Source organism: Polaribacter gangjinensis (genome assembly GCF_038024125.1).
Classification (GTDB): Bacteria; Bacteroidota; Bacteroidia; order Flavobacteriales; family Flavobacteriaceae; genus Polaribacter; species Polaribacter gangjinensis.
Window position 1 is genome coordinate 1,670,101 of the sequence record NZ_CP150662.1, and the last position, 15,419, is coordinate 1,685,519.

The window sequence follows — 15,419 nt, forward strand, 5'->3', positions numbered from 1 at the left end:
AAAAAAACACTCCAAAAAATTTAATTTTCTGTGAAATTATCGAAAACCTGAATTTTGTTAAATGCGTCTGTGTAAATAAGAATCGCTTTAATATCCAGATTTTTTTCTAAAAATTGTTTAGATTTTTCAAAACCCATAGCCATAAAAGCAGTTGCGTACGCATCTGCATCTGCGCAATCTGTTTTGGTGAAAACAGAGGCACTTAACAAATTACTTTCTGTGGCTAAACCTGTTTTTGGATTGATGGTATGTACGTATTTTTTTCCATCATTGGTTATTCTAAATTTTCTGTAGTTTCCAGAAGTTGCCATTGAAATATTAGAAAGTTTTAAAATTGTAAAACCATTTTCCTCCTCAACATTTGAAGGATTTACAATTTGAATTGCCCAAGGTTTTTGATCTTTTTTAAAGCCTTTTGTTCTAATTTCACCACCAATTTCAATTAAATAACTATCGATATTTTTTGAATCGAAAAAACGTGCAACAATGTCTATGGCAAAACCTTTGGCAATTGAGTTAAAGTCTAAATAGATATTAGGTGTTTCTTTGTAAATTTTTTTGTTTTTAAGAGAAACTTTTTCAAAACCGACTGTTTTCATTAATTCACTTATTAATGAATCAGAAGGATTTAATTTTCCTTTTTCAGGCCCAAATCCGTAAGCATTGACTAAGTTTCCAACAGTAGGGTCAAAAAAACCATCAGTTTGTTGATGAATTTTTTTTGACTTTTCAAAAACCTCTACAAAATAATTGTCTACTTCTACAGCTGTATTTCCATCATTAATTTTACTTATATCAGACGTTGGAATATAGGTTGACAATGATTGATTAAAATCGTAAAATAAACTATCAAGTGATTTTTGATAGTCTTTTGATGCATTTAAATAGGTGATTTTATAAGTTGTGCCAAAAACCTCACCTTGCAAAACGAAGTCTTTTTTTTGAAGATCATCATTACAACTTAAAAAAATTGATAATAAGATAATTAATGAGCTTGTAAATTTATTTTTCATGAATTTGTGAATATTTAAGACAAAAATAGTATTTAAAATTTTCATAAATTATAGAAAAATCAACCATTTATCAGTTGCTTTTGCTAAATTTGCAATCATAAATTTAATATGTAAATCATGAAAAAAATCATAATCGTTTTCGTAACTGCAATTCTAATTAGCTCTTGTGTTTCTAAAAAAGAATTTGTTGAATTGCAAGCAAAACACGACAAAGCTCAAACAGAATTAGTAGATGTAAAAGCAAACCTTCAAAAGTGTTTGATTGAAAAAGAAAAAGAAGATTCTAAAGTTTTTGCTTTGACTGAACAAGTAAAATACTTACAAGAAGACAAAAAAACAGCTTTAAAACAAGTTGAAAACTTAACAGTTTTAACGCAATCATCTTCTGATAACATTAAAAATGTTATTTCTCAATTGAGTGAAAAAGACAAGTATATCAATGGAATCAGAAAAGCAATGACTGCTAAAGATTCATTGAATTTGGCAATCAAATATCATTTAACTAAAAATTTAACTGACGGAATTCAAGACAAAGACATTGAAGTAAATGTTGAAAAAACAGTTGTTATGATTTCTATTTCTGATAAATTTTTATTTAAAAGTGGAAGCTACAATATTTCAGACAATGCTTACACTGTGTTAGAAAAAATTGCAAAAGTAATCAACGACCAACCTAAAATGGAGGTAATGATTGAAGGTCATACAGATTCAACTCCAATCAAAAAAGATTTGATTCAAGATAATTGGGATTTATCTGTATTGAGAGCAACATCAATCACTAGAATTTTGCAAACAAAATACAGCGTAAAACCTGAAAGATTAATTGCAGCTGGAAGAAGTCAATATGTACCTTTAGCAGCAAATGATACTGCTGAAAACAAAGCAAAAAACAGAAGAACAAAAATTATCATCATGCCTAAACTAGATCAGTTTTTTAGTTTATTAGAGCAAGATGGAAAATAATTTTAACCATCTTAAAAAACAAAAAAAACCATCTAAATTTCAGATGGTTTTTTTGTTTTAAATAAATTCTATTATATTTCTTTACTACAAAATCTTCACAAAATCATCAAAAGCTACGTAGTAAGGTTGGTCTTTAAAAACAGGATTTTCAACACTTTCAGCATTAGCTATTCCTACACCTGCAAACCAAACTTTGGCATTTTGCAGTTTGGCATGCGAAACAAAAGTCTCCATCCAAATGGCATCATACTCATTTGGATTTTGTAGATTATTGGTAGCTTTTACCAATACAAAAATGGTAGGTTCTCCTTTTTTAAACAATACAAATTGAGGATGTCTTTTTAACTGACTATTAATTGCTTGAAACTCATATCCCATAGCAACCAACTTTTCACCTACGATATTCATGGCCAAATTGTGCAATTCTTGCTTGGTTAAAATTTGCATTATTTTTTCTTATTTCGTTTGTTGTAATTTTTATCCCCTCTTGTTTTGGGCTTTTTATATTTTTTTGCAATTTCTCTTCGATACGAACCGCCCAAATTTACCTTCTTATTTTTTTCACTTTTTTCATGAAAAGCATCACCTGATTTAAATTCAGCTGTAACTCGGTTTTTAGATTGCAAATGCTCTTGATTTGGGCGCTCATCTTCGGTTAATAATTCCGATATTTTGACTTCTTCTGGAAGCTTATTCAATGGAATTTTGTAATCCATCAAAGCCTCTATTGCTTCTTTAAATTTTTGTTCTTTTGCGGTAGATAATAAAATAGCATTTCCTAATTTTTCAGCACGACCAGTTCTACCTATTCTATGCATATAATTTTCCGGAAAATCAGGAGTATCAAAATTGATAACATGACTCACATTGTCAAAATCTAAACCACGAGCCATCACATCAGTTGCCAATAAAATTCGATTAAAACCTTCATCAAATTGTTTGATTGAACGAATTCTATAATTTTGAGTTTTATTGGAATGAATGATACAAGATTCATCACCAAAAACAGGTTCTAAATGTTTAAACAACAAATCTGCGGTTCGTTTATATCCAACAAAAATCAATACTTTTTTGAAAGTTGTTTTGTCTTTCAACAAATGAAGTAACAAATTTACTTTCGTAAAAAAATTAGGAACATCATAAGCGATTTGCGAAATATTTTCGAGTGGAGTTCCGCTAACTGCAATTGATATTTTTTCTGGATTTTTAAAAAAATCTTCAATCAAAAAAGCAACTTCTTCAGTCATAGTAGCAGAAAATAGGATATTTTGTCTTTTTTCTGGCAGCAAATCAAAAATATTCATCAGTTGAAAACGAAAACCCAAATCCAACATTACATCAACTTCATCAATCACCAATTTTTGAATTGTTTTCAACTTTAAAACGTTGCTTAAAGCCAAGTCGTACAAACGTCCTGGAGTTGCCACAATGATATCTTGCCCCTGAGCAATTCCTTGTTTTTGCGTATTGATATTTACACCACCATAAACCCCTAAAACGCGAATATTGAGATATTTAGATAATTTTTCAATATCTTCAACAACTTGCAAAACCAATTCACGAGTAGGAACTAACACTAAAACTCTTGGATGTTGCGTCTTTAAAAAAGGCAAATCTCTTAAAATTGGTAACATGTAAGCAAACGTTTTTCCTGTTCCAGTTTGGGCAACTCCAACAACATCTTTTCCTGAACGAATTACCGGAAAAGCTTCTTGCTGAATGGGTGTTGGTTTTTCAAACTTTAAGTCATCAATGGCATATTGAAGCTGATTTGAAAGGTCTAAATCTGCAAAAGTCATGGTTTATTTTTTTGCAAAGATACGTTTTAAAAAATGGGTTTCAATAGTATTCTACTTTGGTTTTTAGTAGTTTTGCCATCGAAAACTTAAGATAAAAATGATCACTGATACGCACACCCATTTATATTCAGAGCAGTTTGATGACGATAGAAAAGCCATGATGCAGCGTGCAAAAAATGCAGGTGTTTCTCGATTTTTTATTCCTGCAATCGATTCTTCGTATTCAAAAAGTATGTTTCAATTGGAAAAAGACTTTCCAGATGATGTTTTTTTGATGATGGGTTTACATCCAACTCATGTTCAAGAAAATTATTTAGAAGAATTAGCACACGTAAAAAAATGGATTGATGAACGACATTTTTACGCAATTGGCGAAATTGGAATTGATTTGTATTGGGATAAAAGTTTTTTAAAGCAGCAACAAGAGGCTTTTAAAACGCAAATTCAGTGGGCAAAAGAAAAAAAATGGCCAATTGTAATTCACTGCAGAGATGCTTTTGATGAAATTTTTGAAGTGTTAGAAAGTGAAAAAAGCGATGATTTATTCGGGATTTTTCACTGCTTTACAGGCACAAAACAACAAGCTGAAAAAGCAATTTCTTACAATATGAAACTCGGAATTGGTGGAGTTGTGACTTTTAAAAACGGAAAAATTGATCAGTTTTTGAATGAAATTGAACTCAAACACATTGTTTTAGAAACAGATGCTCCTTATTTAGCACCAATTCCTTACAGAGGAAAAAGAAACGAAAGTGCTTATATCACTGAAGTTGTTGATAAATTAGCTACTATTTACCAACTTTCTTTTGATGAAATTGCCAAAATAACCACCCAAAATTCAAAAGATATTTTCGGAATTTAATGACAATAGAAACTGCTTTTTTAGAAACTCCTATTGGAACAGTAAAAATTACTGGAGATGAAAACGGCATTCAAACTATTTCAATAATTGATGAAAAAGTGGATGAATTAAAAAAAACTCCTGAATGTTTGCAAGATTGTGTAAATCAATTAACCGAATATTTTGGAGGAAAAAGAGCTAGTTTTAATTTAACAATCAATCCAAAAGGAACTGCTTTTCAAATCAAAGTTTGGAAATCTTTGCTACAAATTCCTTACGGAAAAACAACTTCATATCTAGAACAAAGTTCTCTTTTAGGAGATAAAAAAGCCATTAGGGCTGTTGCATCAGCAAATGGGAAAAATCCGATTTTAATTGTAATTCCTTGTCACAGAGTTTTAGGTTCAGATGGTTCATTAACAGGTTTTTCAGCAGGACTTTGGCGTAAAAAATGGTTGTTAGCGCATGAAAATCCTGTAAAACAAGAATCGCTTTTTTAATTTTCTTTACTTTAAAACATAAAAACATATTTTTACGTTTGTTAGATAACTAGTTTTTATGTTTCAAAAAGGATTCATTTTTATTGTATTGTTGCTTGGATTTTCCATCCAATCACAAACAATTTCTAGTGAATTTAAAACCAAAACTTTAGAAATCAAAAATGATACGATTCAGCTTGATTCTGTCCCTATAAATCCCCAAAAATTCAAGCTTTTTGATGCTTTAAAAAATGAAATTCCAACACTTGAATATAGTATTGATTTCAACAAAGCAAAAGTCATTATCAACTCCAAAAAATATCCAAAAATTACAGTTGAGTATTTTGTATTTCCTGAATTTTTAACCAAAATATACACCCCTTTTGATGAAAGTCGTATTTTACCAAATTCCACAAATGAAGGCGTTTTATACAGTTTAACTACCAATAAAAAGCAATCAGAAATTACACTTTTTGAAGGATTGCAAACACGTGGATTTATCACAAGAGGCATCACTTCTGGAAACAATCAAAATGCGGTTACAAATGCTTCTTTAGATTTAGAAATCTCAGGCAAATTATCAGAAAATACCAGTCTACGAGCAAAAATTTTTGATACCAATATTCCTATTCAACAAAATGGATATTCGCAAAATTTAACTGATTTTGATCGAATTTTTATTGAAATGTATAGCAAAAATTGGCGTGTAAAAGCTGGTAATATTGCACTAGAAAATACCGAAAGTTTGTTTATGCCTATCAACAAACAAATTTCGGGTTTGCAGGTAGCAGCCAACATCAATGAAAATTTTAAAATTGGTGCTTCTGGAGCTGTAGTAAGAGGAAAATTCAACAATTTTCGATTTACGGCTATTGAAGGAAATCAAGGTCCATACAAACTTTTTGGCGCAAATAATGAAGCTGTAATTCTGATTATTGAAGGAAGTGAACGTGTTTTTGTAAATGGAATTCAAATAAAACGTGGCGAAAATAAAGACTATATCATCAATTACAATTTGGGTGAAATCATTTTCAATACGACTTTTCCAATTACCAATGACATGCGAATTGTGGTCGAATTTCAATATGCAGAAAGAAATTATACGCGATTTGTAACTTTTGAAGAAGCTTCTTACAAAAGTGAAAAATTTGCCATTAGTGGATTTTTCTATTCGGAAAATGATGCGAAAAATCAACCTTTGCAACAAAGTTTAACCAATGAACAAAAAGAAATTTTAGCAAATGCAGGCAATAATACAGAGGAAATGACTGCAGAAAGTGCTTTTATTGACACTTTTGATGACAATAAAATTCTCTACAAAAAAATTGTACAAGGAGCCTCAGAAATCTTTGAATATTCCACAAATCCAAGTGATGAATTGTATTTTGTTTCTTTTTCAAATGTTGGTCAAAATAATGGTGATTATCAACTAGATAGAACTACAGCAATTGGAAGTATTTTTGTTTTTGTTGGTGTAAATCAAGGAGATTTTAGTCCGATTGTAAAACTAATTCCACCAAATAAATTTCAAACTTTTGTGGTAAAATCTGATTTTGCTCCATCAGAAAAAACAAAATTGAATACTGAAATTGCTATTTCAAATAATGATAAAAATTTATTTTCATCAATTGATGATACTAAAAATGTTGCTGTTGCTGCAACAATTGGTTGGCAACAAACCTATATTGATAAAAATTGGCAATTGAAAAGCAATCTGAAACATCAATTTGTACAGCGAAATTTTCAAACTATTCAACGTTGGGAACCTATTGAATTTAATAGAGAATGGAATATTTTAACCAATTTACCCACCAAAAACTTTTTTCAATCAGAAATTGTATTGCAAAAAAAAGAGCAACATTTTCTGTTATACAAATATGAAAATTTGCAATATACAGGTGCTTTTAAAGGAAATAAAAATGAGATTCAGGCGAAATTTAATCTTAAAAACACCACTTTTTCTGGAAAAGGAAGTTTCCTTACAAACACCTCAACTTTAGAAGACAATTCGTTTTATATAGCAAAAGCACAATTGGAACATCGCTTTCAAAAATCGTGGATTGGTTCTTTTGTAAACTTCGAAAATAACTCAAGAAAAAACATCAATACTAATGAATTTGTCAATACAAGTCATCGTTTTAAAGAGTATGAAGGGTATTTTGGAATTGGAGATACCACTGCAATTTTTGCCAAATTTGGAGTGAATTATCGCACAAATGACAGTATCAAATCCAATCAATTTGCAGAAATAAACAATCGAAAAACATTTTATGTTGATAGCAAACTCATCAAAAATAAAAATACCAATTTGAGCATTTTTGCCAATTATAGAATCACCGAAAATAGTTTTACAGAGGATGAAAAAACACTGAATTCAAGAGTAGTTTTTAGTCAAAAATTGTTTGATAATTTCATCAATTTATCTACGATTTATGAAACTTCTTCAGGAAATGTTGCAAGACAAGATTTTGTGTATGTAAAAACAGAGCCTGGTTTGGGATTTTATACGTGGATTGATTATAATAATGACGGAATTCAAGATTTTAATGAGTTTGAAATTGCACAATTTCAAGACCAAGCTGAATATTTGCGATTGCCAAAACCCAACTTGCGATTTTTGGCGACACAAAGAGCAAGTTTTAAACAAACACTAACTTTAAATCCGAAAAATTGGGCCGTAAAATCAGGATTGAAAAAGCTGATTTCTCACTTTTACAACAGCACTTTTTTAACTGTTGAAAATGAGCAAAAACGAACAGGAAATACGTTTCAATTAAATCCATTTGACATCAATAGTGATGCACTTATTGGATTGAATTACAACTTTAAAAACAGCTTGTTTTACCATAAAGATCTGCAAAATCACAGTGTAACTTTTACCTTTGGAGATTCTCGTTTAAAGCAACAGTATTTTATTGGAAATCAAGAAAATACCATTTCATTACATCAACTAGATTATGCACATAAATTTGCCAATTTTTGGTTGATTGATGTAACTGGAAAACTCACAAATAATGACTTAACTACAGAAAATTTTGACGACAGAAATTACGAAATTAATTCCTATGAAATTGAACCAAAAATCAGTTTTTTATACAGTCAAAACAATCGATTTTCTGCATTTTATCACTTTAAAAACAAGCAAAATAACATTCAGAATTTAGAACAATTGCAACAGCAAAAATTTGGGTTGGAATATTTTTATTTGGGTGAAAATAGCAATCAGATATCTGCCAATGTTACGTTATTTTTGAATGATTTTACAGGAAATGCCAATTCGCCAGTTGCATACCAAATGTTAGAGGGTTTGCAAGCTGGGAAAAACTACACTTGGAATGTGTTATTCAATAAAAAATTGAATTCATTTTTAAATTTACAATTGAATTACTTAGGCAGAAAAAGTGAAAATTCGAAAACAATTCACACTGGAAATGTGCAACTAAGAGCCATTTTTTAAAATTATATTAACAAGGTTATCATTTTTTATCTGAAAAAAATATCTAATATTGCATTCTGTAAGATGAAAACAATTGCAATCATATTAACAAACTTAGTACTTTTACAAAGTTTACATGTTGATTTTAAAGACATTGACAAACTCAGTGTGCTTTTAAATCATGCGAAATTGCATCAAGAAAAATACGGAGATTCTTTTGTTGACTTTGTTTTTGAACATTACATAGAAAGAGAAATTCCTGCAGATAAACAACATCAAGAACATCAAGATTTGCCTTTTAAAGAAGGTATTTCTCACTTCAATCATATTTCACCAGTTTTAGAGTTAAATTCTAACAAATTCGAACTGAAAATTCCAAAAAACCTATTTTCAAAACCTTGCTTTTTTTACGAAGAAAGTGAATCAAATTTTGAAAAACCTAGCATTTTTCAACCACCAAAACATTCATAATATATTTTAGAAATAGTTTCTACAACAAAGTAGAAAAATTATAAATCTTAAATTTATTATGTATAATGTTAGAAAATATTATCAAATTCAGTTTAAAAAATAAACTGATTACCTTTCTTTTTACAGCCTTTATTATTGGCTTCGGATTTTTCTCTTTGATGAGAATTCCAATTGGCGCTGTTCCTGACATCACCAACAATCAAGTGCAAGTAATCACTACTTCACGAAATCTTTCCACACAAGATGTGGAACAATTTATTACCTATCCTGTAGAATTGGAAATGGCAAACCTGCCTGGAGTTGAAGAAATTCGTTCTGTTTCAAAATTTGGATTGTCTGTAGTAACCATAATTTTTACTGACGAAATTGGTACGTATTTACCAAGACAATTGATTGCAGAAAAAATAAAAACAGCCTCAGAAAAAATTCCACAAGGTTTTGGAACTCCAGAAATGGGTCCAATCACAACTGGTTTAGGCGAAATTTATCAATATATTTTAGATGTAAAACCCGAATTTAAAGATCGCTATTCAGTTACTGATTTGCGAACGATTCAAGATTGGATTGTACGACGTCAATTATCAGGAATTCCTGGAGTTGTAGAAGTAAATACTTGGGGTGGTTATTTAAAACAATACGAAGTTGCCATCAATCCAAAAAAATTGGTTGCTATGAATATTTCAATTTCTGAGATTTTCACAGCCTTAGAAAAAAACAATAGTGTTGCAGGTGGTGGTTATATTGAAAAAACCAATGAAACTTTTTTTATTAGAGGAGAAGGTTTGGTAAAAAACTTTGAAGATATAGGAAATATCGTTGTAAAAAATGATGGAAATCCTATTTACATAAAGGATGTTGCCAAAGTTGGTTTTGGTAGTGCCACTCGATTTGGAGCCATTACTGGAAATGGTGAGGGTGAAAAAGTTTTGGGTCAAATCATGATGTTGAAAGACGGAAATTCAAAAAAAATTATTGATGATGTCAAAGAACGTGTTGCTGAAGTTCAAAATTCTTTACCTGAAGGAGTGTATATAAATCCGTTTTTAGAGCGCAGTGAATTGATAGGAAAAACCACATTTACCGTTTCTGAAAACCTAATTTTAGGTTCCTTAATTGTAATTTTTGTGGTGGTTTTATTGCTTGGAAATTTACGTTCTGGATTAGTGGTTGCCTCAGTAATTCCATTAAGTTTATTGTTTGCAATTTCAATGATGTATTTGTTTGGGGTTGATGCCAATCTGATGAGTTTAGGCGCAATTGATTTTGGAATTATCATAGATGGAGCAGTTATTATTGTTGAGTTTATTGCCTTTAGAATCATGCGAGAAAGTGAAAAATTAGGGCTTTTATCCAAAGATGAAAAACAAAATGAAGTAGATAAAATCACCCTAAAAAGTGCTTCAAAAATGATGAATTCTGCCATTTTTGGACAACTTATTATTTTGATAGTTTTCATCCCAATTTTATCATTAAGTGGTGTTGAAGGAAAAATGTTTAAACCCATGGCAATGACATTTAGCTTTGCTTTGGTTGGCGCAATGATTTTATGTTTAACGTATGTTCCTGTAGTTTCATCATTATTTTTAAAACCTGATAAACCAGGAAAAAACAATGTTTCTGTTCGTTTGATGAAACTATTGAATCATTTTTACAAACCTTCCATTCATTGGGCTTTAGCACATAAAAAAATAGTGGTTTCTATGGCTATTTTGCTTCTTGCAACAAGTGTTTTCTTATTCAGTAGAATGGGTGGAGAATTTGTACCAACCTTAGATGAGGGAGATTTTGTAATTCAGCCCGTTTTAAAAACTGGAACTTCTTTGGGAAAAACAATCGAAACAACTACTAAAATTGAACAAATTTTATTAAAAAACTTTCCTGAAGTTGATCAAGTTGTAAGTAGAATTGGTGCTGCAGAAGTGCCAACAGATCCAATGTCTATGGAAGAAAGTGATGTAATTATCAAACTGAAACCAAAAAGCGAATGGACAAGTGCCGAAAGTAAAGATGAATTAGCAAGTAAATTTAAAGAGGCTTTGGCTGTAATTCCGGGAATTGAAATCGAATTTACACAACCTATTGAGATGCGTTTTAATGAACTCATAACTGGTGTAAGAGCAGATGTTGCAGTGAAAATTTTTGGAGAAGATTTATCCATTTTAGCTGCAAAAGCTGAGGAAGTTAAAAGTTTAATATCAAAAGTTCCTGGTGCATCAGATATTATTGTTGAAAAAGTAGAAGGATTACCCCAAATGAGCGTTACTTATGATCGAAGTAAAATTGCACGTTATGGATTGAATATTGCTGACATCAATCAACTGATTACAATGGGATTTGCAGGAAGTGTTGTTGGAAATGTTTTTGAAGGTGAAAAACGATTTGATTTGGCTATTCGTTTTGACAATGATCAACGTCAAAACCTAGAAAGTTTGCAAAATTTATATGTTGATACGCCAAATGGCAATAAAATTCCTTTAAGTGAATTGGCAACTATCAAATATACAACTGGTCCTGCAAAAATTTCAAGAGATGATACCAAACGTAGAATTGTTGTGGGAATAAACGTTCGTGACAGAGATTTACAATCTGTGGTTGATGATGTTCAAAAAATCATCGATAAAAAATTGCAATTGCCTTCAGGTTACAACATTACTTATGGAGGACAATTTGAAAATTTACTGAGCGCAAAAGCAAGATTAATGATTGCTGTGCCAATCGCTTTAACTTTAATTTTTTTACTATTATACTTCGCTTTCAACTCTATCAAAGAAGCTTTATTAGTGTATTCTGCCATTCCACTTTCGGCAGTTGGAGGAGTATTTTTATTATGGATGCGTGATTTACCTTTCAGTATTTCTGCGGGAGTTGGTTTTATTGCGCTTTTCGGAATTGCTGTTTTAAACGGAATTGTATTGATAGAACATTTTAAAGAACTCAAAGAAGAAGGTATTGAAGATATTGAAGAGCGCATCAAAAAAGGAACAAAAGAACGACTACGTCCTGTTGTTTTAACAGCTGCTGCTGCAGCTTTAGGATTTTTGCCAATGGCAATTTCAACCAATGCTGGTGCAGAAGTTCAACGTCCTTTAGCCACTGTTGTTGTAGGTGGTTTAGTTTCTGCAACTGTTTTAACATTGATAGTTTTACCAGTTTTATATGCTTGGTTTGAAGAAAAAAAAGTGATAAAAATGAATAAAAAACTGCTTTTACTTTTGATTGGTTTCTTTTTGATTCCAAATTCTAATGCGCAAACTAAAGTAACTTTACAAGAAACGCTCAATTTAGCCTTTAAAAATAATTCGGGTTTAAAAGCTTCACTTTCTCAGCTTGATGAACAAAAGGCATTGATTTCAAGTGCTTTTGAAATTGATAAAACGAGTGTGTATTATAGTTATGATGAAAATAATTTAGCCATCAATAATTTTCCAATTCGTGTTTTTGGAATTGCCCAAGATTTTAAATTTCCAACGTTTTATTTTGCTGATAAAAAGGTAAAAAAAGCCCAAGCAAGTTTAGAAGAAGTGAATTATAACATCACTAAAAATCAGTTGGAGAAAGCAGTTACCATGAATTTTTATCAATTGAGTTATGCTAAAAACAAAGCAAAAACATATCAGTTTTTAGATAGTTTGTATCAAGATTTTGCGAAAAAATCGGAACGTAGATTTCAATTGGGTGAAACCAATTATCTAGAAATGATTACTGCAAAATCGAAACAAAAACAATTGCAAACTTTATATAAACAGGCTTTGCAAGAAGTTGAATTGGCAAAAGAACAGCTGAAAAGCGTAGTTCAAATTGAAACTATTGACATTGTTGACATGCCTTTATCAAAAGTTGATTTGCAAGAAAATGCTATAAATCAAAATCTTGGTTTGGAATATTTTTCAAAAGCAACCAATGTTCAAAATGCGTTGTTTAAAAAAGAACAACAAACGTTGTTGCCTGATATTAGTGTAGAATATTTTCAAGGAACTAATAATCAATTAAATACATTTTTAAGAGGTTATCAAATTGGCTTGAAAATTCCTTTGTTTTTTGGTGGAAATGCCTCCAAAATTAAAGCCTCAAAATTGGCAAAAAATACCATTTTTGAGAAAGAAAAAGAATATAAAACTACTTTAGAAAGTAATTATAAAGCACTTTTAGCAAAACTAAATCAGTTTGAAGAAGCCATCAATTATTACGAAGCAGAAGGAAAAAAGTTAAAAGAAGAAATTATAAAAACTGCAAATAGAAATTTTGCTGAAGGTGAAATCGACTTTTTTCAATACATCCAAAGTTTGGAAACAGCCAAAGATATTGAATTGTCATATTTAGACAATTTAAATGGCTACAACCAAACTGTTATCAACATCAATCATCTTATTTTAAATACATTTTAATCATGAAAAATATATCTATATTCTTAATTTCATTAGCATTTGTAGCTTGTGGAAAAAAGGAAATTCCAGCAGAAAGCACCTCAGAAAACTCTGAAAATAGCAACGAAATTACCATCACAAAACAACAATTTGACAATGAAAAAATGGAGATTGGTTCGATAGCAGAACATCCATTTTTATCAGTTGTTAATGCCAATGGAATGATTGATGTTCCGCCAGAAAACAGAGCAAGTGTGAGCACTTTTGTGAGTGGTTATGTTACAAAAATTCCATTATTGATTGGAGATTTTGTAAAAAAAGGACAATTTGTTGCTCAATTAACAAATACCGAAATTGTAGATATTCAGCAAAATTATTTAGAAGTTGCCTCACAAAATCGTTTTTTAAAAAATGAATTTGAGCGTCAAAAAACATTATTTAACGAACAAATCTCCTCTGAAAAAAACTATTTAAGAGCCGAAAGTTCGTACAAAAGTAATTTGGCAATTTATAATGGTTTGCGAAAAAAACTAGAAATGTTGCACATCAATCCAACAGAAGTCGAGAAAGGAAACATAAGTGCTAATATCAATTTATATGCACCAATTGATGGTTATATCACAAAAGTAATGACTAGCACAGGGGCTTATGTTTCATCGGCAAGCGAAATTTTGGAGATTGTAAATACCAATCATATTCATTTAGAACTGAATGTTTTTGAAAAAGATATTTTGAATGTGAAAAAAGAACAAAAAATTAAATTCAAAGTTCCTGAATCTTCAAATACTTATTTTGATGCCTCTGTTTATTTGGTTGGAACCACAATTACTGAAAATAAAACAGTAAAAGTTCATGGTCATATTGATGATGAAAAACAACAATTCATGGCAGGAATGTTTGTAGAAGCATCAATTATTTTTGAAAGTTCTATCGAATTTGGATTGCCAATTTCAGCAATTCATACGGAAGAAAATCAAACATTTATTTATGTGGTAAAATCCCAAAAAAATGAAGAAACTGTTTTTGAAAAAGTAATTGTTACTTTAGGAAAAAAGGACGAAAATTATGTACAGATTATCAATTTTACGGATTTTAAAGGAAAAAACATTCTATTAAAAGGCGGATTTATGCTATAATTTTAGAATTCATATCTTAAAACATCTTTAGTTTTAGTATGTTTGTATAGAATTACAACACATGAAAAAGTTATTTAATTAAAGAAAAATTATGAAAAAATTATTTTTTGCATTTACACTTTGTATCAGTTCTTTAGGATTTTCGCAACAAGAAATTAAATTGGATGTTGCTGATGCTTTGATTATAAGAAGTTTAGAGTTTTCTTACGAAAAATACTTATCTGAAGAATCGTCTATAGGTGTGTCTGCTTTGTTTAATTTATCCAAACAAGATGTTGGGTTTCGTTATAACGAAAATACTATGATCACTCCTTATTATCGCCATTATTTTACTACTAGTGCTGATTGGAATTTCTTCGGAGAAGGTTTTGTGGGAATAAATTCTGGGAAAAAAGAAACAATAAAAGATTCTGGAAATTATGACATTTCTTATACTGATGGTGCACTAGGAGTTGCAGTTGGAATGAAATACATTGCAAAAGGTGGTTTAGTGATTGATGTTTATGGAGGTTTGGGACGTAATTTATTTGGTTCAGATTCTCCTGTAATTGTCCCAAGATTAGGCTTAAATGTTGGATGGAGATTTTAAGTAGTTTCTCGTAAAAAATAAAACTTTACAGAAAACAACTAAGGTTTCTTGCTGTTTATTTATTTGAATTTATAATCAATTAATTCTCAATATTATGAAAAAAAACATGGGCTCAACAGACAAAATCATTCGTAGTGTTATTGCGATTGTGATTGCAGTTTTATATTTTACGGGAACAATTTCAGGAACTTTAGGATTGATTCTACTGATTTTCGGAGGTATTTTTTTAGCAACAAGTTTCATCAGTTTTTGTCCTTTATACGTTCCATTTGGAATTTCAACTTGTAAATCAAAATAATAAATAACATAAAAAAAACGCATCTTTTTC

At 30.3% G+C, this 15,419-nt stretch carries 12 protein-coding genes; 9 read left to right on the plus strand and 3 right to left on the minus strand.

The genetic code is table 11. The annotated features are described in order from the left end of the window. Nucleotides 1-20: 20 nt before the first annotated feature. Nucleotides 21-1,013, minus strand: coding sequence for an FAD:protein FMN transferase (locus WHA43_RS07445; protein WP_105047329.1), 993 nt, complete (start codon nt 1,011-1,013; stop codon nt 21-23). Between the two features lie 117 nt (nt 1,014-1,130). Between WHA43_RS07445 and WHA43_RS07450 the strand changes: the two genes are divergently transcribed. Continuing rightward, a complete protein-coding gene (locus WHA43_RS07450; protein WP_105046452.1) occupies nt 1,131-1,976 on the plus strand; it encodes an OmpA/MotB family protein in 846 nt (281 codons plus the stop codon). Nucleotides 1,977-2,060: 84 nt separating this feature from the next. On the opposite strand, the gene WHA43_RS07455 is transcribed toward WHA43_RS07450, so the two are convergent. Both WHA43_RS07455 and WHA43_RS07460 read right to left on the minus strand, forming a co-directional pair. Further along, on the minus strand, nt 2,061-2,423 hold the full coding sequence (locus tag WHA43_RS07455; RefSeq protein ID WP_105046453.1) for a Na(+)-translocating NADH-quinone reductase subunit F: 363 nt from the start codon (nt 2,421-2,423) through the stop codon (nt 2,061-2,063). Beyond that, nucleotides 2,423-3,775, minus strand: a complete 1,353-nt coding sequence (locus WHA43_RS07460; protein ID WP_105046454.1) for a DEAD/DEAH box helicase — start codon at nt 3,773-3,775, stop codon at nt 2,423-2,425. Before WHA43_RS07460 ends, WHA43_RS07455 begins: the two co-directional genes overlap by 1 nt. A gap of 97 nt (nt 3,776-3,872) precedes the next feature. On the opposite strand from WHA43_RS07460, the gene WHA43_RS07465 reads away from it, so the two are divergent. From WHA43_RS07465 to WHA43_RS07500, 8 genes are all read left to right on the plus strand, one after another. Beyond that, on the plus strand, nt 3,873-4,637 hold the full coding sequence (locus tag WHA43_RS07465; RefSeq protein ID WP_105046455.1) for a TatD family hydrolase: 765 nt from the start codon (nt 3,873-3,875) through the stop codon (nt 4,635-4,637). Continuing rightward, nucleotides 4,637-5,116: a methylated-DNA--[protein]-cysteine S-methyltransferase gene (locus WHA43_RS07470; protein WP_211290319.1), complete on the plus strand. Its 480-nt coding sequence runs from the start codon at nt 4,637-4,639 to the stop codon at nt 5,114-5,116. The genes WHA43_RS07465 and WHA43_RS07470 overlap by 1 nt, the downstream gene beginning before the upstream one ends. 58 nt (nt 5,117-5,174) lie before the next feature. Next, entirely contained in the window at nt 5,175-8,552 is a 3,378-nt protein-coding gene (locus tag WHA43_RS07475) for a hypothetical protein (RefSeq protein WP_105046456.1), read from the plus strand. Nucleotides 8,553-8,615: 63 nt separating this feature from the next. Beyond that, complete coding sequence (locus WHA43_RS07480; RefSeq protein ID WP_105046457.1) at nt 8,616-9,002, plus strand: hypothetical protein; 387 nt, start codon at nt 8,616-8,618, stop codon at nt 9,000-9,002. Between the two features lie 65 nt (nt 9,003-9,067). Beyond that, nucleotides 9,068-13,387: a CusA/CzcA family heavy metal efflux RND transporter gene (locus tag WHA43_RS07485; RefSeq protein ID WP_105046458.1), complete on the plus strand. Its 4,320-nt coding sequence runs from the start codon at nt 9,068-9,070 to the stop codon at nt 13,385-13,387. Nucleotides 13,388-13,389: 2 nt separating this feature from the next. Beyond that, nucleotides 13,390-14,502, plus strand: coding sequence for an efflux RND transporter periplasmic adaptor subunit (locus WHA43_RS07490; protein ID WP_105046459.1), 1,113 nt, complete (start codon nt 13,390-13,392; stop codon nt 14,500-14,502). Between the two features lie 91 nt (nt 14,503-14,593). After that, nucleotides 14,594-15,091 (plus strand): DUF3575 domain-containing protein, encoded by a 498-nt coding sequence (locus WHA43_RS07495; protein WP_105046460.1) that lies wholly within the window; start codon nt 14,594-14,596, stop codon nt 15,089-15,091. A gap of 94 nt (nt 15,092-15,185) precedes the next feature. After that, nucleotides 15,186-15,389 carry a YgaP family membrane protein gene (locus WHA43_RS07500; protein WP_105046461.1) on the plus strand — a complete coding sequence of 68 codons (204 nt, stop codon included), beginning with the start codon at nt 15,186-15,188 and terminating at the stop codon, nt 15,387-15,389. Nucleotides 15,390-15,419 lie beyond the last annotated feature (30 nt).